Source organism: Kitasatospora azatica KCTC 9699 (genome assembly GCF_000744785.1).
In the GTDB taxonomy this organism is placed as follows: domain Bacteria; phylum Actinomycetota; class Actinomycetes; order Streptomycetales; family Streptomycetaceae; genus Kitasatospora; species Kitasatospora azatica.
Map to the genome: position 1 here is coordinate 5,113,671 of NZ_JQMO01000003.1, position 19,085 is coordinate 5,132,755.

16 protein-coding genes and 1 pseudogene are annotated in these 19,085 nt (G+C 72.8%); 9 read left to right on the plus strand and 8 right to left on the minus strand.

Features of this window, described 5'->3' with window-relative positions; translation table 11 throughout:
- The first annotated feature begins 126 nt into the window (after positions 1-126).
- On the plus strand, positions 127-828 hold the full coding sequence (locus BR98_RS33360; protein WP_051970726.1) for an ArsR/SmtB family transcription factor: 702 nt from the start codon (positions 127-129) through the stop codon (positions 826-828).
- Here the strand turns inward: BR98_RS33360 and BR98_RS33365 are convergent.
- Both BR98_RS33365 and BR98_RS33370 read right to left on the minus strand, forming a co-directional pair.
- Positions 789-2,261 (minus strand): purine-cytosine permease family protein, encoded by a 1,473-nt coding sequence (locus tag BR98_RS33365; RefSeq protein ID WP_035850842.1) that lies wholly within the window; start codon positions 2,259-2,261, stop codon positions 789-791. The genes BR98_RS33360 and BR98_RS33365 overlap by 40 nt on opposite strands.
- Positions 2,262-2,419: 158 nt before the next feature.
- Positions 2,420-3,310, minus strand: coding sequence for a sigma-70 family RNA polymerase sigma factor (locus tag BR98_RS33370; protein WP_035850844.1), 891 nt, complete (start codon positions 3,308-3,310; stop codon positions 2,420-2,422).
- 103 nt (positions 3,311-3,413) lie between these two features.
- Here BR98_RS33370 and BR98_RS33375 point away from each other — a divergent pair, with 103 nt between their 5' ends.
- Positions 3,414-4,175, plus strand: coding sequence for an SDR family oxidoreductase (locus BR98_RS33375; RefSeq protein WP_035850847.1), 762 nt, complete (start codon positions 3,414-3,416; stop codon positions 4,173-4,175).
- Between the two features lie 80 nt (positions 4,176-4,255).
- Here BR98_RS33375 and BR98_RS41780 read toward each other — a convergent pair whose 3' ends face one another.
- The 3 genes and pseudogenes from BR98_RS41780 to BR98_RS33385 all read right to left on the minus strand — a co-directional run bounded on the left by BR98_RS41780 (position 4,256) and on the right by BR98_RS33385 (position 5,520).
- Complete coding sequence (locus BR98_RS41780) at positions 4,256-4,507, minus strand: hypothetical protein (protein ID WP_051970728.1); 252 nt, start codon at positions 4,505-4,507, stop codon at positions 4,256-4,258.
- A gap of 121 nt (positions 4,508-4,628) precedes the next feature.
- Positions 4,629-4,982: pseudogene (locus BR98_RS41785) on the minus strand (DUF4037 domain-containing protein); the annotation flags it as partial.
- A 139-nt stretch (positions 4,983-5,121) separates the two neighbouring features.
- Positions 5,122-5,520 (minus strand): VOC family protein, encoded by a 399-nt coding sequence (locus BR98_RS33385; protein WP_035850849.1) that lies wholly within the window; start codon positions 5,518-5,520, stop codon positions 5,122-5,124.
- Positions 5,521-5,613: 93 nt separating this feature from the next.
- Between BR98_RS33385 and BR98_RS33390 the strand changes: the two genes are divergently transcribed.
- Positions 5,614-6,627, plus strand: coding sequence for a helix-turn-helix transcriptional regulator (locus BR98_RS33390; RefSeq protein WP_035850851.1), 1,014 nt, complete (start codon positions 5,614-5,616; stop codon positions 6,625-6,627).
- Positions 6,628-6,637: 10 nt separating this feature from the next.
- Here the strand turns inward: BR98_RS33390 and BR98_RS33395 are convergent, their stop codons facing one another.
- Entirely contained in the window at positions 6,638-7,789 is a 1,152-nt protein-coding gene (locus tag BR98_RS33395; protein ID WP_035850853.1) for a GDSL-type esterase/lipase family protein, read from the minus strand.
- 557 nt (positions 7,790-8,346) lie between these two features.
- Between BR98_RS33395 and BR98_RS33400 the strand changes: the two genes are divergently transcribed.
- The 3 genes from BR98_RS33400 (at position 8,347) to BR98_RS33410 (ending at position 11,666) form a co-directional block, all read left to right on the plus strand.
- Positions 8,347-8,769: a helix-turn-helix transcriptional regulator gene (locus BR98_RS33400; protein WP_198042322.1), complete on the plus strand. Its 423-nt coding sequence runs from the start codon at positions 8,347-8,349 to the stop codon at positions 8,767-8,769.
- 17 nt (positions 8,770-8,786) lie between these two features.
- Positions 8,787-9,200: a VOC family protein gene (locus tag BR98_RS33405; protein WP_035854728.1), complete on the plus strand. Its 414-nt coding sequence runs from the start codon at positions 8,787-8,789 to the stop codon at positions 9,198-9,200.
- A 75-nt stretch (positions 9,201-9,275) separates the two neighbouring features.
- Positions 9,276-11,666, plus strand: a complete 2,391-nt coding sequence (locus BR98_RS33410; protein ID WP_035850858.1) for an ATP-binding cassette domain-containing protein — start codon at positions 9,276-9,278, stop codon at positions 11,664-11,666.
- A 117-nt stretch (positions 11,667-11,783) separates the two neighbouring features.
- Here BR98_RS33410 and BR98_RS33415 read toward each other — a convergent pair whose 3' ends face one another.
- Both BR98_RS33415 and BR98_RS33420 read right to left on the minus strand, forming a co-directional pair.
- Entirely contained in the window at positions 11,784-14,735 is a 2,952-nt protein-coding gene (locus BR98_RS33415) for a poly(A) polymerase (protein WP_035850861.1), read from the minus strand.
- Positions 14,735-16,591, minus strand: coding sequence for an RNA ligase family protein (locus BR98_RS33420; RefSeq protein ID WP_035850863.1), 1,857 nt, complete (start codon positions 16,589-16,591; stop codon positions 14,735-14,737). The genes BR98_RS33415 and BR98_RS33420 overlap by 1 nt, the downstream gene beginning before the upstream one ends.
- 184 nt (positions 16,592-16,775) lie before the next feature.
- Here BR98_RS33420 and BR98_RS33425 point away from each other — a divergent pair, with 184 nt between their 5' ends.
- From BR98_RS33425 to BR98_RS33430, 3 genes are all read left to right on the plus strand, one after another.
- A complete protein-coding gene (locus tag BR98_RS33425; RefSeq protein WP_232247809.1) occupies positions 16,776-17,804 on the plus strand; it encodes a rhomboid family intramembrane serine protease in 1,029 nt (342 codons plus the stop codon).
- Between the two features lie 40 nt (positions 17,805-17,844).
- Complete coding sequence (locus BR98_RS39880) at positions 17,845-18,006, plus strand: carboxymuconolactone decarboxylase family protein (protein WP_157538037.1); 162 nt, start codon at positions 17,845-17,847, stop codon at positions 18,004-18,006.
- 98 nt (positions 18,007-18,104) lie between these two features.
- On the plus strand, positions 18,105-19,010 hold the full coding sequence (locus BR98_RS33430; RefSeq protein WP_051970733.1) for an oxygenase MpaB family protein: 906 nt from the start codon (positions 18,105-18,107) through the stop codon (positions 19,008-19,010).
- Positions 19,011-19,085: the final 75 nt, after the last annotated feature.

Below are 19,085 nucleotides of genomic sequence, written 5' to 3' on the forward strand. Positions count from 1 at the left end.
CCTCCCAACTCCGGTCCGTGGTCGACCGGTTGGCCGGACCGGGTCAAGTCTGGTCGGGCTCTGGCCGGTCGGCCATGGCTGCCGTCGCCAACGTTGCCCGGCCGCGTTGACCACGGCGGACAATCAGTGGGTGGCGAGCGGGTCCGCTACGAGCTGACCGCCGCCCTCACCGGCCACTCCTGGGACCTGACCGCCGGCGACCGACCGCCCCGGCTGCTGCTGGCGGCGATGGAGCGCGGCGAGGAGTACGTCTCCCAGCGGGTCGCGGACCAACTGGACCAGTTCTGGCGGCTGGTGCTGGCCCCCAGCTGGCCGCGCCTACGGTCGCGGCTGGAGAACGACATCACCGCCCGGTCGACGGCGGTCACCCGGGACGGGCTGATCCCGGTGATCGACCAGCTGAGCCCGAAGCTGCGCTGGCGGGACGGCGGGCTCGACCTGACCAACACCCACGAGATCACGGTCCGGTCCGACGCCACGATCTTCGTGCCGAGCGTCTTCGCCACGACCGTCTTGTTCTGCGCCGGCGAACCCGACGGATCCCCCGACCCGCGCCGGCCGCTGCTCGTCTACCCCGCGCTGCCCGAACCGCCGGCCCAGCCCGAGCAGGTGGACGAACTGATCGGCCCCACCCGGGCTTCGCTGCTGGCCGAACTCAGCCAGCCGCGCACCACCGGCGAACTCGCCGAACGCGTGCACCTGAGCCCCGCGACCGTCTCCTACCACCTGCAGATCCTGCACCGGGCCGGGCTGCTGCGGCGCACCCGGCGCTCCCGCAGCGTGCTGTATCAGCGACTTCCGGGCAGGACCCCGGCGAGCTCGGCCTGATCGGCGATGGACCGGGCTTCCTCGACGATCGGGCTTTCCCGCCGTGGCGAGAGCACCGTGTACAGCGCCCACGCCACCGCGCAGGCCAGCACGAAGCTGACGTCGATCCCGCCCGTCCAGTGCAGCAGCGGCCCCTGGTAGACCGGGGTGTCCACGGCGGCCAGACCGATCGCGCTGCCGACCGCCCAGGCCACCGTGGCCGGTACGTTCCAGCCGGCCCGGAACCAGTAGATCCCGCCCCGGCTGCGCCTGTTGAGCACCTGCAGCGACTCCCGGTCGTACTCGCCCCGGCAGCGCCGGAACCCGGCCAGGGTGATCACCGCCCACGGGGTGCCGATCGCGGTCAGCACCAGCACGAAGGAGGTCACCGCGTCCTGCGCGTTCCACACGAAGTGCCCGGCGAAGACCAGCACCGTCGCCACCGCCGCCACCACGTAGGTGGCCTGCAGCCTGGTGGCCCGCGGCAGGATCGCGTCCAGGTCCAGGCCCATGCTGTAGAGCATCAGACCGGTGTTGCCCGCACTGCCCAGCAGCCCGTTGATCAGCAGCGGCACCAGGAACCAGACCGGCGCCCCCGCGATCAGCCCGCCCACGTAGTCGTTGCCGGCCCCCGTGGCCACCGCCGTGAAGGTGCCGAAGACCTGCGGGATCAGCATCCCGAAGAACATCCCCGCCGCGTTCGCCCAGTAGACCCGGGCCGTGCGGTGCCGGGCCGGGGAGACATAACGGGTGTAGTCGCCGAGCAGCGTGATGAACGCGATCGGTCCACTCAGACCCGCCGAAACCACCGCCAGCAGCCAGGTCGCCCAGAAGCCGCCGAGCAGGTAGTGACCGTGCGCGGAGCCGTTGAAGTGCGGCAGGTAGGCGAACAGGCCGAGCAGCAGCAGCGCCGACATCGACCACATCAGCAGCTTCTCCATCTTGAGCAGCAGCCGGTAGCCGAAGACGGCGGCGGTGGCGCTCAGCGCCGCCAGTACCGCGTACGTGGCCACGTACACCAGCCCGTGCGGCGACAGGCCCAGCAGCCGGTCCAGCGCCCCGACCACCACGTCCCCGCCGACCCAGAGCGCCAGCGCCGTGTACCCCAGCGAGAGCAGCAACCCCACCAGCGACCCGATCAGCCGCCCGCGCACCCCGAAGTGCGCCCCGCTGCTGGTCGACAGATTGGTAGCGGTCCGCAACGAGATCAACGCCAGCGGCGCCACCAGCACGATCCCGAGCAGCGTCCCGACCACCAGCGCAGCCGTGCTGGCCCAGAACGACAGCCCGAACGACACCGGCAGCCACCCGAAGACCACCACACCGAAGGCGAGGTTGGACCCGATCAGGATGCTGACAATGTCCCGCGGACTGCTGGTGCGCTCCCCCTCGGGGATGGTGTCGACGCCGTGCTGCTCCACCAGGGAGCCGTGCTGGGAATGGTCGATCGTCATGCGGGCCTTCCTGGACAAACGGACTGGCGGACACGGTGGGGTCGACGTCCGCCAGACCATCCATCTTTCGGCCGCCCGGGGGTCCGCAACAACGCCCGATCGTCCATAGGCTGTGGTGGAGTGTCCCGATTCGGCTGTGTTTTGCTCCTACCGCGACGTCACAGCACGGCGACCTCGAGGTTGCGCAGGGTGGCCGGGGCCGCGCTGATGGCGATCTCGGTGATCCGGTCGTCGGTGATGGTGAAGTCGAGCACCAGGCGGAGCCGGCCGTGCGGGGCCATCACGAGGCCGACCGTGCCGTTGAGCAGCGCCGGGCCGGTGAAGCGGGCGCGGCCCATGGCGGCCATCGCGCCCTTGGCCACGGGGTGGGCGCCGGTGACCAGGATCGGCTCGGGGGTGGGGACGACCCACTTGTCGGCCCGCAGCACGACGTCCGGATCGAGGAGTGCGAGCAGCGCCTCGAAGTCCCCGCCGCGGGTGGCGGCCAGGAAGGCGTCCACCACCCGGCGTCGGCGGGTGAGGTCGGCGTCCGGTGCCGGGGTGCCGCCCTTCACCCGGCGGCGGGCGCGGCTTGCCAGCTGTCGGGTCGCGGCCGGGGAGCGGTCGAGCAGCGGGGCGATCTCGTCGAAGGGCACGGCGAACATGTCGTGCAGCACGAAGGCGACCCGCTCGGCCGGGGCCAGGGTGTCGAGCACCACGAGGAGCGCCAGCCCGACCTCGTCCGCCAGCAGCATCTCCTGCTCCGGATCGCCCCCGGCGTCGGGGCCGGCATCCGGGCCGACGGCCGGGTCGGTCAGCTGCACCTCCAGCGGGTCCTCGCGCCGGTGCTCGCGCGAGCGCAGCATGTTCAGGCAGACCCGCGCCACCACCGTGGTCAGCCATCCGCCGAGGTTCTGCACCTCGCCGGTGTCGGCCCGGTCCAGCCGCAACCAGGCCTCCTGGACGGCGTCGTCGGCCTCACTCACCGAGCCGAGCATCCGGTAGGCCACCGCCCGAAGGTGGGGCCGGTGTTCCTCGAACTGCTCCGTCAGCACAGCGCGCTCGTCCACCTGTCACATTCCTTTCCCGCCCGGGGTCATAGCAGTGAAGCTCACGAAACCAGCTGATCATGCCGGGAGGCCCCCTCCCGGAGCGAACGACTTTGGAGCGGTCATGACCTCATCGATTCTGGTCACCGGTGGCACGGGCACCCTGGGAGCCCACGTCGTCCCCCTGCTGCGCGAGGCCGGTTGCGAGGTGCGCGTGCTCAGCCGGCACGCCCGCCCGTCCGGCGACGGTGTCGAGTACCTCACCGGTGACCTGCTCAAGGGCGAGGGCATCGAGGCCGCGGTGGACGGCGTCGAGACCGTCCTGCACCTCGCCGGCGGCCCCAAGGGCGACGACGAGGCCACCCGGAACCTGGTCCGGGCCGTCTCCCGGGCCGGAGTTCGGCACCTGGTGTACATCTCGGTCATCGGAGCCGACAAGATCCCGCTCGGCTACTTCAGGTCCAAGCTCGGCGCCGAGCAGGCCGTCGCCGACTCCGGCCTGCCGTGGACCACCCTGCGGGCCGCCCAGTTCCACGACCTGATGCTGATGGCGGTGCTGAAGATGGCCAAGCTCCCGGTGATCCCGGCGCCGGGCGGGCTGCGGCTCCAGCCGGTCGACTCGCGCGAAGTGGCGGCGCGACTGGTGGAACTGACGCTCGGTCAGCCCGCCGGGCTGGTGCCCGACCTGGCCGGACCGCAGGAGTACGGGCTGGCCGACCTGGCCCGCGGCTACCTCCAGACCCAGGGCAAGCGCCGGCCGAAGCTGCCGATCCGGATGCCCGGCGCGGTCGGGCGCGCGTACCGGGCCGGCGAGAACCTGTCGCGGCCCGGGGGCACGGTGGGGAAGCGGAGCTGGGAGGAGTTCCTGGCGGAGCGGGTGGGCTAGTGGGTGGCGAGCACCACCTCCTGGAGCGCCCACGAGGGTGCGGGGTGGTGTCTGCCGACCCGGCTCACGATCGGCTACGACTACGGGATCTGACGGACAAGCGCGTCCGTACGCAGGGCGGCGCTGCCGAGGACTTCGATGTTGTCGACGTACTGGTCGATCGCGCCGTGCAGTGGTCGTGACCGCAGGTTGGGATCGCTGATGCCGGAGCGCAGGGCGGCAGCGAAGCGGCTCGCGTCGAGGACCTGGAACGGTCGGTCGTGGTAGCGGCGGGTGGTCGCCTCCGCTGGTGCGGCGAGTCCGAGTTCGTTGCAGTGCTCGGCGGCCGACACGTACGCCCGGCAGAGTGCTGCCTCGGTCGGGGTAGCTCTTGGCGGCCAGCGCGTCGGCCCGAGTACGTCCGATCGGTCCAGTCCATGGGAGTTGAGCGAAAGCGGTGCCGAGCCACTTGTCGTACGGGGGGTAACGACGGTCCAGTAGCAGGCACAGTCGCATCAGGTCCCTGGCGATGCGACCGGTGACCATCGCGGAGCCGAGCTCGTCGCCGACCTCGGCGCAGCGGCCGACGAAGGACTCCTGCTCGGCGATCCGTTGCCACTGGCTGGCCAGGACGTACCGCCACACGTCCTGCGGGTACCAGGCCAGGGCCGCGCGCACCGCGCTCAGGTGTCCGGGGCCGTCGTGGAAGACCGCGCCGGCCGTCACTTCCAGCAGGGTCTGGGTCGGCAGTGCGAGCCACACGTCCGTGCCGGGTGCACCTTCGGGCACGGTGCCGAGGGTCTGGCGGACGTACTGTTCGACTTGCACGATCGAGATCTGCAGCTGTACCGGATTGCCGAAGCGAGGGAAGGCGTAGCGTAGTTCGGCGCCTCGGAAGCTGCGCGGCAGGAGCGCGTCCAGTGCCGCCGGAAGCTTCTCGGCCAGGCGCGCCCGGCTGTGCGTGGCGTCAGCGTGCGAACTTTTCGATGGCGGCCGGGGTGACGGGGGTGAAGAAGTTGACGAGGTTGCCGTCGGGGTCGCGGAACAGCAGCGACCGGTTCCCCCAGGGCATCGTGGTGGGCTCGGTGACGAAGTCGGCGACGAAGCCGCTCAGGTTCTGGTGAACGCGGTCCACGTCGTCGACGAGGAACTCGGTGATCACGCTGTGGTTTTCCGCCGGGCGGGCAGAGCCCGGAGCGAACAGCGGGACCGTGCGGGTGCCGGCGATCGCGAGGGTGGCGCCCGCGGTCTTGAGTTCGGCGAAGTCCTCGGTGGCCCAGGTCGCCCGCGCCCCGGTGGCTCGCTCGTAGAACTCGACGAGGCGCGCTACGTCGCTGGTGATGATGCGGATCGAGACGAAGTCCATGGGAATCTCCTTGGCTGTGCTGGAGGCGTGCAAGTCGCAGGCTAGGAGAAATAGTGGACAGAATCGGTCCTGTATTCGCGTTAGGCTGCGGACATGCCTCGACCCACCGGCCGCGTGCTGACACTCCTGGAGCTGCTGCAGTCGGGCGGCACCCGGACGGTGGCCGAACTCGCCGACCGGCTCGGCGTCGAAGGGCGCACCGTGCGCCGGTACGTGGACCAGCTGATCGACCTCGACGTGCCCGTGGAATCGGTGCGCGGCCGCTACGGCGGGTACCGGCTCGCCCCCGGGTACCGCCTGCCTCCGCTCATGCTCAGCGACGACGAGGCGCTGGCCGTACTGCTCGGCCTGGTCGCCGGCCGCCGGGCAGGGCTGACGACGACGGAGCAGACGGCGAGCGAGACGGCGTCGGCGAAGATCCGGCGGGTGCTGCCCAAGCACCTCGCCCATCGGCTCGACACACTCCTGGAAGCGCTCGCCTTCACGGACCAGCCCGGCGAGTTCGACACCCCGGACGCCGGGGTCCTGCTCACCATCGCCGATGCGGTGCGCCACCACCGACCGGTCTCGATCCGCTACGCCGACCGCGACGGGCGGCGCAGCGAACGCACACTGCACGCGTACGGGATCGTCGCCCATGCGGGCCGGTGGTACGTCACGGGCAAGGACGCGCGGATCGGCGAGGACCGAACCCTCCGGCTCGATCGCATCGCAGATGCGAGGACCCTGCCCGGCTCGTTCGAAACGCCGGTGGGTCCCGGTCCGGCGCAGCGCGTGTTGTCAGGATTCGCCACGGCCGACTACCGGCATGAGGTGACCTTGCGGATCCACGGGACAGTTGAGCAGATCCGCGCCCACCTTCCCGTCAGCGTCGCGAACCTGGCGGAGCACGAGTCCGCCGCCGGCGAGGACAGTGCGACCGAGCGTTGGTTGCGCGTCGAGCTGCGGGCGGAGCGACTCGACTGGTTGCCTCCGGTACTCGCCTCTCTCAACCGGCCGTTCGTCATCGAGCGCCCCGACGAACTCCGCGACCTCGTCATCGCGCTCGCCGATCGCCTCACGTCCTACGCCGCCGCGCCCGCAGACCGCGAGGAGCCGACGTCATGAGATGGCACGGCTAGACGCCACTGACAGCGAACGCACCCCCGTCGCCGAAGGCCAGCTCGGCGAAGCGTTCGCCGATCCGGCGGTGGCCGGCGGTGTCCGGGTGGAGTAGGTCGGGGAGGGGGAATTCGGCGAAGTCGGGGGTGCCGTACAGGGAGCGGCCGTCGAGGTAGTGGAGGTTCGGGTCGTCGGTGGCGCGGTGGGTGGTGATGCGGACGAGCTCGTCCCGGATGACGTTGAGGGTCAGGCGGGAGCGGTCGGCGGGGTCGCCGAGGGCTCGGAAGCGCAGTTGCGTGCCGTCGAAGTCCGGGGCGAGCGGGCCCGGGGTGTCCTCGTGGATGGGGCAGAGGACGGGGGAGACGACCAGCAGGGGCGTGGCGGGGTGGCCCTCGCGGATGGTGTCGAGGAAGCCGTGGACCGCCGGGGCGAATCCGCGCAGCCGCATCAGGTCGAAGTTGACCAGGTTGATGCCGATCTTGATGCTGATCAGGTCCGCCGGGATGTCACGGATGGCGCGCGCGACGAACGGGTCGAGCAGGGCGTTGCCGGCGAGGCCCAGGTTGATCAGCTCCAGGCCGCCCAGCGTGGCGGCCAGCGCGGGCCAGGTGGCCGTCGGGCCCTCGGCGCCGGAGCCGTGGCTGATCGAACTGCCGTGGTGCAGCCAGACCCTGCGGCCGTGGTCCGGCGCGGCCTCGACCGGGGCGTCGGTGCGCAGCGCGATCAGTTCGGTTGTCTCGGTGTGCGGCAGCCAGATCTCGATGTCCTTGGCCACGGCGGGCAGTTCGGCGAACCGGACGGTGCCGGGCGGGCCGGGACGGGTGACCGCGGCCTGGGTGGCCAGGTCGACGGTGCGGACGTTGCCGCCGGTCGCCCCGGCGCGCGCGACGAGAAGGCCGTCGACGAGCAGGTCGTACACGCCGTCCGGACGCGGCGGGGCGCCCAGGTAGGCCGTCCTGGTGGGCAGCACGTCCAGCTCGACGGTGGTGGCCGCCGTGCGGAACGCCAGGCGCACACCTGAGGGTTGGGCCTCGACCATGGCCAGGTTCTCGTCGGGGAACTGCTTCCGCGCCCAGGCGGGCAGCCGGTGCGGCAGCACGCCGTGCGCGGTGCGTTCCAGGTCGAGGGCGCCGCGCAGGAGGTTTGCTTCGATGGGCGTGGTGAACATGGCCACAGCCTGCCAACCGGCGGCGCGGAACGCACACGAATTTCGCTCGAGTGCCGGCCCGTTCCTCAGCGGGACGGGGCCGCCGGCGGACGGGATCGGTGGGCGGGCGCCGCGCCGATCACCGGGAGCGCCCGGGCCGGCCGCCCCGTGCTCGGATCGTCCTTCCGAGCGACCTCGACGGCCCGTCGCGTGTCGGTTCGGCGGGCGCGGAGCCGGGCCGGGGTAGTTCTGTGCGTACGCACCCCTTCTCCTCAAAGAGGTTGACATGCTACTTGCCGCTGTTGGCTCCCTCCTTGGCGCTGCTGTCTCCGCCGTCGGCGCGCTCCTCGGCGCGCTCCTGTCCATCCTCTGAGCGGAAAGCCGCGCTGAGCGGACCGCACGAGGTGGGCCCGGTCGCGGGCAGGCGTGACGTGAAGCCCCTGGTAGGGACAGGTCTCGGCGCGAGATCACGTCCGTACCCGGGGCTTCACCACGCACCGGCGGCGCATCGGTACTCCGCGCGGTAGTTGGGCGCACGACGGCCACGTCCAGGGGCGCTGTGGGATGGTGGTCGTGTGATGTTGGAGGACCTTGTCCGGTTGCGCCGGGCCCGTGACCTGATGGACCGCGAGTACGCGGAGCCGTTGGACGTGCCGGCGTTGGCGCGGTTCGCGCTCATGTCGCCGGGCCACTTCTCCCGCAGCTTTCGCGCTGCCTTCGGGGAGACGCCGTACAGCTACCTGATGACGCGCCGGATCGAGCGGGCCAAGGCCTTGCTGCGGGTGGGCGAGCTGACGGTGACGGAGGTCTGCTTCGCGGTCGGCTGTACCTCGCTGGGGTCGTTCAGCTCGCGGTTCACCGAGCTGGTCGGCGAGACCCCGAGCGCCTACCGGGCCCGCACCCATGACGAGGGCGCCGCCGTCCCGGCCTGCCTCGCCAAGATCCACACGCGACCGGTCAGGAATGGAGAAGCAAGACCTGCCGCCCCGCCCGTAGCGTGAAGCACATGGACACCAACCTGGACATCGAGCTTTCACAGTGCTTCATCGCCGTCGACGACCACGAGAAGGCGATCGCCTTCTACCGGGACGTCCTCGGCCTGGAGGTGCGCAACGACGTCGGGTACGGGGAGATGCGCTGGGTGACCCTCGGCGCGCCGTCGCAGCCGGATGTGGACATCGTCCTCGAACCGCCCCTCGCGGACCCGAACGCCTCGCCCGCCGACCGGCAGGCCATGGTGGAGCTGCTGGCGAAGGGCCTGCTGCGCGCCGTGATCTTCCGGACCGAGGACTGCGACGCGACCTTCGAGCGGATCCGCGCCGCCGGCGGCGAGGTGCTGCAGGAGCCGGTCGACCAGCCGTACGGCGTCCGCGACTGCGCCTTCCGCGACCCCGCCGGCAACATGCTGCGCTTCCACCAGCCCCGCAAGTAGTGCCGACCGACAACCCGTAGTGACCCGTAGTGCCTTGGCGGACGAGATGCCCGACCGCGAGTTGAGGGAGACAGGATGAGCACGGCCGCGAGGACGAACGCGAAGTCGCCGGCGCCGCACGTTGCGGACAGCCACGATCTGATCCGGGTGCACGGCGCGCGCGTGAACAACCTCAAGGACGTCAGTATCGAGATCCCGAAGCGCCGGCTGACGGTGTTCACCGGCGTCTCCGGCTCGGGAAAGAGCTCGCTGGTGTTCGGCACGATCGCCGCGGAGTCGCAGCGGCTGATCAACGAGACCTACAGCGCCTTCGTGCAGGGCTTCATGCCGACGCTGGCCCGGCCGGAGGTCGACGTCCTCGAAGGGCTGACCACCGTGATCATGGTGGACCAGCAGCGGATGGGTGCCGACCCCCGCTCCACGGTCGGCACCGCCACCGACGCGAACGCGATGCTGCGCATCCTGTTCAGCCGACTCGGGCAGCCGCACATCGGCTCGCCCAAGGCGTTCTCCTTCAACGTCCCCTCGATCAGCGGGGCGGGGGCGGTCACGGTCGAGCGCGGCGGGAAGACCGTGAAGGAGCGCCGCAGCTTCAGCATCACCGGCGGCATGTGTCCGCGCTGCGAGGGCCGGGGCACGGTCTCCGACATCGACCTCGCCCAGCTCTACGACGAGGACAAGTCGCTCGCCGAGGGCGCGCTCACCATCCCCGGCTACACGCCGGGCGGCTGGAACCACCGGCTGTACAGCGAGTCGGGCTTCTACGACCCGGACAAGCCGATCCGCAAGTACACCAAGAAGGAGCTGCACGACTTCCTCCACCACGAGCCGACCAGGATGAAGATCGCGGGCATCAACATGACCTACGAGGGGCTGGTCCCGCGGGTCCAGAAGTCGATGCTGGCCAAGGACCGGGAGGCGATGCAGCCGCACATCCGGGCGTTCGTGGACCGGGCGGTCACCTTCACCACCTGCCCCGAGTGCGACGGCACCCGGCTCGCCGAGGCGGCCCGGTCATCGCGGATCGGGAAGATCAACATCGCCGACGCCTGTGCGATGCAGATCAGCGACCTGGCCGCCTGGGTCCGCGAGCTCGACGAGCCCTCGGTGGCGCCGCTGCTCGCGACGCTGCAGCAGACCCTCGACTCGTTCGTGGAGATCGGGCTCGGCTACCTCGCGCTCGACCGGTCGGCGGGCACGCTGTCGGGCGGTGAGGCGCAGCGCGTCAAGATGATCCGCCACCTCGGCTCCTCGCTCACCGACACCACCTACGTCTTCGACGAGCCCACCACGGGCCTGCACCCGCACGACATCCAGCGGATGAACGAGCTGCTGCTGCGGCTGCGGGACAAGGGCAACACGGTGCTCGTGGTGGAGCACAAGCCCGAGGTGATCGCGATCGCCGACCACGTCGTGGACCTCGGCCCCGGCGCCGGTACGGGCGGCGGCACCGTCTGCTTCGAGGGCACCGTCGAAGGGCTGCGGACCGGCGACACCATCACCGGGCGGCATTTCGGCGACCGCGCCCGCCTCAAGGAGGAGGTGCGCAAGCCCACCGGCGCCCTGGAGATCCGCGGCGCGACGGCGAACAACCTGCGCGAGGTCGACGTCGACATCCCGCTCGGGGTGCTCGCGGTGGTCACCGGCGTCGCCGGCTCCGGCAAGAGCTCGCTCGTGCACGGGTCCATCCGCGCCGACGAGGGCGTGGTGTCGATCGACCAGGGCGCGATCCGCGGCTCGCGACGGAGCAACCCGGCGACCTACACCGGACTGCTCGACCCGATCCGCAAGGCGTTCGCGAAGGCCAACGGCGTGAAGCCGGCGCTGTTCAGCGCCAACTCCGAGGGCGCCTGCCCCAACTGCAACGGCGCCGGCGTCGTCTACACCGACCTGGCGATGATGGCCGGCGTCGCCACCACCTGCGAGGAGTGCGAGGGGAAGCGGTTCGAGGCATCGGTGCTGGACTACCACCTCGGCGGCCGCGACATCAGCCAGGTGCTCGCGATGTCGGTGACCGAGGCAGCGGAGTTCTTCGGCGCCGGCGAGGCGCACACGCCGGCGGCGCACCGCATCCTCGAGCGGCTCGCCGACGTCGGGCTCGGCTACCTCAGCCTCGGCCAACCGCTCACCACACTGTCCGGCGGCGAGCGGCAGCGGCTCAAGCTGGCCACCCACATGGCGGAGAAGGGCGGTGTCTACGTCCTGGACGAGCCGACCGCCGGCCTGCACCTGGCCGACGTCGAGCAGCTGCTCGGCCTGCTCGACCGGCTGGTGGACTCCGGCAAGTCGGTGATCGTGATCGAGCACCACCAGGCGGTCATGGCGCACGCCGACTGGATCATCGACCTCGGCCCCGGCGCCGGCCACGACGGCGGCCGGATCGTCTTCGAGGGCACCCCCGCCGACCTGGTCGCCGCCCGCTCCACCCTCACCGGCGAGCACCTCGCGGCCTACGTCGGCAGCTGACCGGGGTCCTGGCGGACGGCTGGTGAGGCACCTGCTGAACGGGCCGCGGTCGCCGTCGAGGCGGGCGAGGGCGGCGAGGGTGGGGTGCTGGGCGAGCCAGCTGCGGTGATTGCGGGATCAGCGCAGAGTCGGCACGGAGCCGCCCTCCACCAGTTCGAGGTCCACGCCGCCGAGCCCCCGGAGCCACCCGTGCGCGATCTCCGCCAGGGCCTGCGAGGTGGGCGGGGTCTGCCCGAGACCGATCGCGTACCGGGCCCGGGTCGGCCCGTCCTCGAACGGGCGGGGCCAGGCGTGGGCGTCCGGCACGCCCGCCTGCTCCAGGGCGGTGAGCAGCGCGCGGACCCGTCCCCGGACCCGGCCCAGCGTCTCCTCGAACTCCTCGGCCCGGCCTGCGCGGACGGTCAGCACCGCCCAGGCCGCGTGCCGGCGGTGCAGCGGCGGGGGCGAGAGCAGCTCGGGCCAGGGGTCGGCGCCGGTGGTCGCGGCCTCCTCCAGCAGTTCCCAGGCGCGGTAGAGCTCGCGGGTCAGCAGGTCGAGGGTGCCGGCGCCGACCTGCTCGGTGCAGCTGCGCACGGGGCGGGTGGGCGTCAGGACGGTGAGCGGGGCGGAGAGTTCGCCGCGCAGAGCCGCGCCGGGGCCACCGCGGATGACAGGGTCGCCGGGGCCACCGGGGATGACGGGGTCGCGCCAGTCCCAGGCGGCCCAGGTGGCGAAGAACTCGCGCAGCAGGTCCTCGCCCGACAGCCCGTCAGCCGCGCGGGCGGTGCGCGCGGCCAGGACGGACCAGGCGAGCCCGGGCAGGCCGCCGAACGGCGCGGAGTCCAGGCCGCGCGCCCTGGCCCAGGCCTTCACCTGCCGAGCCAGTGGCCCGAATCGCTGCTGGTCGTCGAGGACCGCCGCCGCGTCGCTGACGGCGCTGAGCGCGACGGCCGCGGCCTCACCGAGCTCGGCCCGGCGCGCCACCGCGTCCGCGGGGTCGAGCGCGCCGCTGGAGACCAGGACCAGGTCGACATCCAGCTCGCCGACCCGCAGGCGTAGGCCCGGCACCCGGGCGCCGGTCACCTGGCGGATCCGGGTGGCCTCGGGGAGGGCGGCCGTGATCCGCGCCTGGACGGACTCCGGGACCGATACCTGGACGGACGCTTGGACCGATGCCGCGACGGACGCCGGGACCGATGCCGGGACGGACGCCGGATCGGGGCTGCCGGGCAGGACGGCGACCAGGTCGAGATCGGCGCCGGGCAGCGCGCAGCCCATCCGGCGCGAGCCGACGAGGTGGACCACACCCTCGCCCAGGGCAGCCGAGATCCGCCGCAGGACGCGCTCGGGATCGGTGGCAGCGCCTCCCTCGCCGTTGACAGCGGTGTCCGCCGGTTCCGGTGCCCAGCGCAGCTCCCCGGTCCCCAGCGCAACCGTCGCCCGCACCCGCATCGGCTCGTCCCCCCGCCGGGAGAGCAGCACCAGCTCCCCGACCTGCGCGGATGTCCCGCCCAAGCGGGCCGCGGACTCGGCGGCGAGCGGCTTCGGATCGCGGGTGCGCCCCAGCGAGAGGTGCGGGGTGAAGCCCTCCGCCCGTCCCCGGCAGCTGGGGAAGCGGTCCAGCAGGGCGCGGTAGAGCGAGGCCCAGCCGGTGGCCCCGTCGCCCGCGGCCGGGTCGAGCCAGACCGTCGAGTCCGAGCGGTGCCGGAAGCTGCGCACCCCGGCCAGCCGGGCGGTGAACGGCGGGACCTCCATCGCGGCGGCGGCCAGCAGCGGCGCCGCCTGCTCGAAGGCGTGCTCGGGCACGAAGCCGAAGAGCAGGTTGACGTGCGGCGGCCAGCGGCGGATCTGCGGGTCGTGCTCCCAGCGGATGTCCTGGATGGCCGGCCAGAGCTCGGCGGGCGGCAGCCAGGCCACCGCCGTCCGCGCCGTCGGTGCGAGGTCCAGTGCGTCGACGGGCTCGGCCCCGCCGAACGCCAGCTCCGCTTCCACACCGTAATGGTCGGACAGGAAGAGCCCGTCCGGCGCGGCGGAGTCCCCGCACAGGCCGGCCCGGACGGCCCGCAGCGAGCCGGTCCGCAGCAGGATCCGGTCCAGCCGGGAGGCCCGACCGGAGAGTGAGGAGACGGCGGCCAGCGGATTGGCCGTGGGGTCGAAGGTGGGCGTCCGGTCATCCGGGCCGTGCACCTGCGTCCAGGCGTCCCGCAGGCCGAGCACCGCGGCCGGTCCGTCCGGCCCGTCACTGCCGTCGTTGAAGTCGCCGAGCAGCACCACGTCCCCGTCCACACTCGCCAACCCTTCGGCGATGCGCGCGAGTTCGGCCCGACGCCGATCCGCGCCGCGGTCCGAGTGGTCGCTGCTCAGGTGGGTGGCGGCCACCGTCAGCGGACCGGTCGCGGTCTGCACGGTGATCGCGGTGACGGCCTTGTGCGGGCCGAGCGCGTGGTACCCGGCCTCGCGCACGGGCAGTCGGCTGAGCAGGAGCAGGCCGCTCTCCTCGACGTCCTTGCCCTTGCTGTCGGTGTTCACCGTGTAGCCGTCCCGGACCCACGGGGTGCGCAGCAGCATCGCCAGCAGCGGGGCCTCCACCTCCTGCAGCGCGATGACGTCCGCGTCGGCGGCCGCCAGCGCCTCGAGCAGCAGCGGGCGGCGCCGCGCGGTGTCGATCCGGTCGCTGTCGTAGCGGTCCCACAGGGTGTTCCAGGTCAGCACCCGGACGGCCTCGTCGGCCATGGGGCGTACGGCCGACAGCTCGGACCGGGCCACCGGGCCCCAGCCGCCCGCCACCTGGTCCCACGCGTAGGGCGTGCGGGCGGTGAAGAACGGCGCCCGCAGGCGGCGCGGCTCGCGGACCCGACCGGCCGTCGAGCTGTCGATCAGGTCCACGCCGGTGGCGCGGTCCCAGAGCAGCTCTCCGTCCGCCTCGACGAAGAGCACCCGGTGCCACGGGATGTCGCCGCCGGGTACGAAGGCCGGCAGCGGCACCCGCTTGGGCCCGGCGTCCCGGCGGCTGACCCCCAGCACGAACCGGGCCGGGTCGAACTGCGGGTCCCAGCGCACCCGGTGGTAGATCTGCTCGCTGGTGCGCATCAGAGGTCCTCTCCCGTCGATCCGCCTTCGCCGGGACCGCCCAGCGTGCCGGCGGTGTCGCCGACGGTTCCGTCCGGCCCGACGTACCAGGTGCGGTGCGCCTGGCCGGGGTACGGCGGGGTGAAGCGGTGCAGCTGCGCGGTGAGCACCTCCGGCGGCACGGGGTGCGGCCGGCTCGCGTTGCGGCGGGCCAACTCGGCCTCCTCGACCAGCAGTACCGCGTGCGTGACCAGGGCGTCACGGCGCTGCGCCACCACCTGGACCAGCGAACGCTGGTGCTGGTTGAGCGAGGTGGCGTCCCAGACCACGGTGCGGCCGGCGGCCAGCGCGCTGTCCAGGCGGTCGAGGCCCTCGCGCAGCACGTCGCCGTTCTGCCGCTGGTCGGCGCGGGAGCCGCGGGCCTCGCGCAGCTCGTCCAGGCTCAGCCGGTCGTCGACGCCGGGCAGTTGGGCGGCGAAGCTGCTCTTGCCGCTGCCGGACGGGCCGACCAGCTGGATCAGCCGGGGGAACTCGCCCGAGCGCCAGCGCCAGCAGGCGGCCACCGCCTCCTCGACGGCCCCGCTGCGGTCACCGCCGACCGACCGCCCGCGACCGGCCCGCCCGACCGGCCCCCCGACGGCCCGCCCCGACGGCCTCGCCCCGATCCGCCCGCGCGCGTACGCCTCGCGCGCCTCGGCCCAGCAGCGGTCGGCCGCATCCGGGTCGAGGTCGGCGAGGACCTCGCGCAGGCCCGAGCGCAGCCAGTGCAGCGGCGCCTCGCCGAGCAGCCCGGCGTCCTCGGCGTGCAGCGCCGACCACTCCACCTCGGCCCGCTCGGCCGCCGTCCCGGGCACGGTCGCGGCGACGGCGTGCAGCATTCCGAGGTTGGCCGCGAGCGAGAGCCGGACCAGCCCGGCGCGCCGCTCCTCGTCCGGATAGGGGCGCCGCAGGCCGGGGTGGAGCCCGACCAGGTCAGCCACCCGCCGGGCTGCCGGCAGGCCGAGCGGGGCGATCAGCCGGGCAGCCAGCCAGGGCCGGCGGGCCTGGTGCAGCAGGACGGCCAGCACCCCGGCCAGCCGCGCCTCGCCCGAGCACCCGAGCGCGTCCAGCCGGTCGGCGACCTCGGCCACACCGGCGACCTCGGGTACGAAGGAGTGAGCCGGGTCCGCAGCGCCGGCCGGGTCCGTCAGACCCAGCGCGGCGAGCAGACCGGCCGCGTCCGGCGCCGCCCCCGACCGGACCGCCCAGAGCGCGGCGGCCGGACCCAACCCGTTCTCCACCACGGCCGCGTGCATCCAGTGCGCGTCGGTCTGCACATGGCGCGGCCGGACCCACTTGGCCACCCGCTCGCCGAACTGCGCCCGCCCGAAGCCCTCGACGGTGCGGACGACGTACCCCTCCTGCCGCTCGGTGTCCAGCCGCAGTCCGCGCAGCGCCCGCTCGTCGAACGCACCGCGCCACAGCACGCGCGGGGCCGGGACGCCCAGTCGGCGCAGCAGGCGCACCGTCGAGTCCCAGTCCAGGCAGCGGTCCTGGTCGTCCCAGACGGAGAAGCCGTAGAACCAGCTGTCCAGTTCCCGGTAGGCGATCGAGTGCCGTGCGTAGAGGTTCTCGCCGCAGACCCGCCAGCCGGCCGGGATCGCCGGGCCGATCCGTCCCTGCAGGCCCTTGACCCAGGCCCGGGACGGGTGGTGGGCCGAGTCCAGCGAGCGGGCGTGCAGGCCGTCCGGGTAGAGGGTGGTGTTCTCACCGTCGAGCTTCTCGGTGACCACCACCTCGCGGCCGCGCAGCTCCGCCAGCCCGCCGACCCGCACATCGTCCGCCGACGCACCGGGGGACCAGGGGAGGTGCGGCGTGCGGGGGTAGTGCACGCGCATGGTCCGCTCCCGGTGACGTGGTGGATGGTGGTGGGCCCGAGCGGGCCGCGGCAAAGCCGGCGGGCCTCAAATGTACGAACCGGGCCGGGGCAGGGCCATCGATTATCGACCCGACCGGTTCGCTATCTTGTTCGCCGCACCCGCACAGATCCCCCATCAAGCCCGTACGGAGAACCGTTCCTTCATGACTGACATGCCCGCCACCGAGGATCCGCAGCCTTCGGCGGCGCCGCCGGTCACCACCTGCTTCCGGCACCCCAAGCGGGAGTCGTACATCCGCTGCACCAGGTGCGAGCGGTACATCTGCCCGGACTGCATGCGGGAGGCGCCGGTCGGGCACCAGTGCCCGGAGTGCGTCAAGGAGGGGCAGCAGAGCATCCGTCAGGCCCGCACCGTGTTCGGCGGTCGGCTGATCACGGTACCGGTGCTGACCTATCTGCTGATCGCCCTCAATGTGCTGGCCTACGTCGCCGAACTCCTCGTCCCGCACCTGGTCGACCGGTTCGACAACCTGGGCCTGGGGGTGATGGGCCCGGACGGCGGCCTGTACACGGTCTCCGGCGGCTTCCTGCCGCACGGCTTCCACCTGGTGGGCATCGCGCGGGGCGACTGGTACCGGCTGATCACCTCGGCCTTCCTCCACCAGCCGCCCACCGGGGGCCGGTTCGGCATCACCCACATCCTGTTCAACATGTACTCGCTCTGGATGTTCGGGCGGGTGGTGGAGCAGCAGCTCGGCCGGCTGCGGTTCCTCGCGCTCTACCTGCTCGCCGCGCTCGGCGGCTCGGTCCTCGCCTACCAGTTGGCTCCCACCGAGCCGGCGATCGGGGCCTCCGGTGCGATCTTCGGCCTGGTCGGCGGGTACTTCCTGATGACCCGTCGGATGCGCCACGACCCGCTGGGCGGTGGCCAGCAGCTGATCTACTCGCTGGTCTGGCTGGTCGTCTCGGCCGGCATCACCTCCTGGCAGGGCCACCTCGGCGGGCTGCTGGCCGGCGGTGCGGTGGGTGCGGCCTTCGTCTTCGCGCCGCGCAACGGCCGGGTCGTGGTCCAGGCGCTGGGCGCGCTCGCCGTGCTGGCGGTGCTGGTGCTGGTCGTGCTGGCGAAGAACTCGGAGCTGGCCTCGACGGTGCCCTGGGGCGACGACCTCGACGGGCTCGGCTCGTTCGGCCGCGACGGTCTCCACGCCCTGGGACGGGCGCTCGGCCGCTGACGCCCGAGCCGGCCGCGGTGTCGGCGGCGCCGAGCGGCCGGTGGCCGAGTGGGGTGCAGCTGCGGCGGACCGCCCCGCCCGCTACGGCGACGGCGAGATCGGCGAGATCATCGGCGCGGTGGCGCTGAACGTCTTCACCAACTACTTCAACTCCGTCGGCCGCACCGAGGTCGGCTTCCCCCCGGTGGCCCTGCCGGCCTGACCGGTCACCGACGGGCGCCGGCCGGTGGGGGCCGGCGCCCGTCAGTACCGCCGGCGCCCGTCAGTACTGTGGAGGTCCAAGGCAAGGAGGGCGGGGGAATGACGGAGTCGAGGTGGCGCAGGCCGCTCGGCGCGGTACGGGCCCGGCTGATGGCCGAGGTCAACTCCGCGGTGCACGGGCAGGATCTGCACCTGGAACGGTACGACCGACCACTCGGGGATCCCGGGCTGTTCGGTCCGCAGAGCGTGGTGTGGCGCGTGCACGGGCACCCGGCGGGGATGCTGACCGGCGGCTTCGCGGCGCTGCTGCTGCAGTCGTTGCACCCGCTGGCGATGGCGGCGGTCGACGCGCACTCCGACTTCCGGACCGACCCGACCGGCCGACTCAACCGCACCGCACGCTTCGTCACCACCACCACCCTGGGCTCGACCGCCGCCGCCGAGCAGGCGATCGAGAGCGTGCGGCGGATCCACCCCAGGATCCACGGCACGGCGCCGGACGGCCGCCCGTACCGGGCCGACGACCCCGAACTGCTCACCTGGGTGCACACCGCGGAGGTGCGCTGCTTCCTCGCGGGCTACCAGACCTACTCGGCCACCCCGCTGACAGCCGCCGAGTGCGACAGCTACTACGCGCAGGTGGCGCTGATCGCCGAACGCCTGGGCGCGGTCGAGGTCCCGCGCTCCCGCGCCGAGGTGGAGCGCTACCTGGACCGGCTGCGCCCGGAGCTGCGGGCCACCCCGGCCGCCCTGGACTGCGCCCGCTTCCTGCGCGGCTTCGGTCGCAGCGCGCGGGAGCGGGCGGTCGTCCGGGTGCTGACCAACGGGTCGGTCGACCTGCTGCCGGACTGGGCCAGGGCCGAACTCGGGATACGGCGACCCGGCCCGGTGCGGGCGGGCTGGGACCGGCCGCTCGCACGCGGCTGCGGACGGCTGCTGGTGTGGGCCTGCGGTCCGTCCGAGATCCGCCGGGCCGCGCACGCACGGGCGGCCGGACGGCAGTAGCTGACGCGACATCAGTTCCCCGGGCACGTCGGCGGGTCGGCGCCGGAGCGTCGGCGGCGGATGCAAGGCTGACCG

Excerpts from the sequence above, each read along its gene's own strand:
- BR98_RS33365 (WP_035850842.1), bottom strand. The coding sequence starts at position 2,261 with ATGACGATCGACCATTCCCAGCACGGCTCCCTGGTGGAGCAGCACGGC.
- BR98_RS33375 (WP_035850847.1), top strand. The coding sequence starts at position 3,414 with ATGACCTCATCGATTCTGGTCACCGGTGGCACGGGCACCCTGGGAGCC.
- BR98_RS33385 (WP_035850849.1), bottom strand. The coding sequence starts at position 5,520 with ATGGACTTCGTCTCGATCCGCATCATCACCAGCGACGTAGCGCGCCTC.
- BR98_RS33390 (WP_035850851.1), top strand. The coding sequence starts at position 5,614 with ATGCCTCGACCCACCGGCCGCGTGCTGACACTCCTGGAGCTGCTGCAG.
- BR98_RS33395 (WP_035850853.1), bottom strand. The coding sequence starts at position 7,789 with ATGTTCACCACGCCCATCGAAGCAAACCTCCTGCGCGGCGCCCTCGAC.
- BR98_RS33400 (WP_198042322.1), top strand. The coding sequence starts at position 8,347 with ATGTTGGAGGACCTTGTCCGGTTGCGCCGGGCCCGTGACCTGATGGAC.
- BR98_RS33410 (WP_035850858.1), top strand. The coding sequence starts at position 9,276 with ATGAGCACGGCCGCGAGGACGAACGCGAAGTCGCCGGCGCCGCACGTT.
- BR98_RS33415 (WP_035850861.1), bottom strand. The coding sequence starts at position 14,735 with ATGCGCACCAGCGAGCAGATCTACCACCGGGTGCGCTGGGACCCGCAG.
- BR98_RS33420 (WP_035850863.1), bottom strand. The coding sequence starts at position 16,591 with ATGCGCGTGCACTACCCCCGCACGCCGCACCTCCCCTGGTCCCCCGGT.
- BR98_RS33425 (WP_232247809.1), top strand. The coding sequence starts at position 16,776 with ATGACTGACATGCCCGCCACCGAGGATCCGCAGCCTTCGGCGGCGCCG.
- BR98_RS33430 (WP_051970733.1), top strand. The coding sequence starts at position 18,105 with ATGACGGAGTCGAGGTGGCGCAGGCCGCTCGGCGCGGTACGGGCCCGG.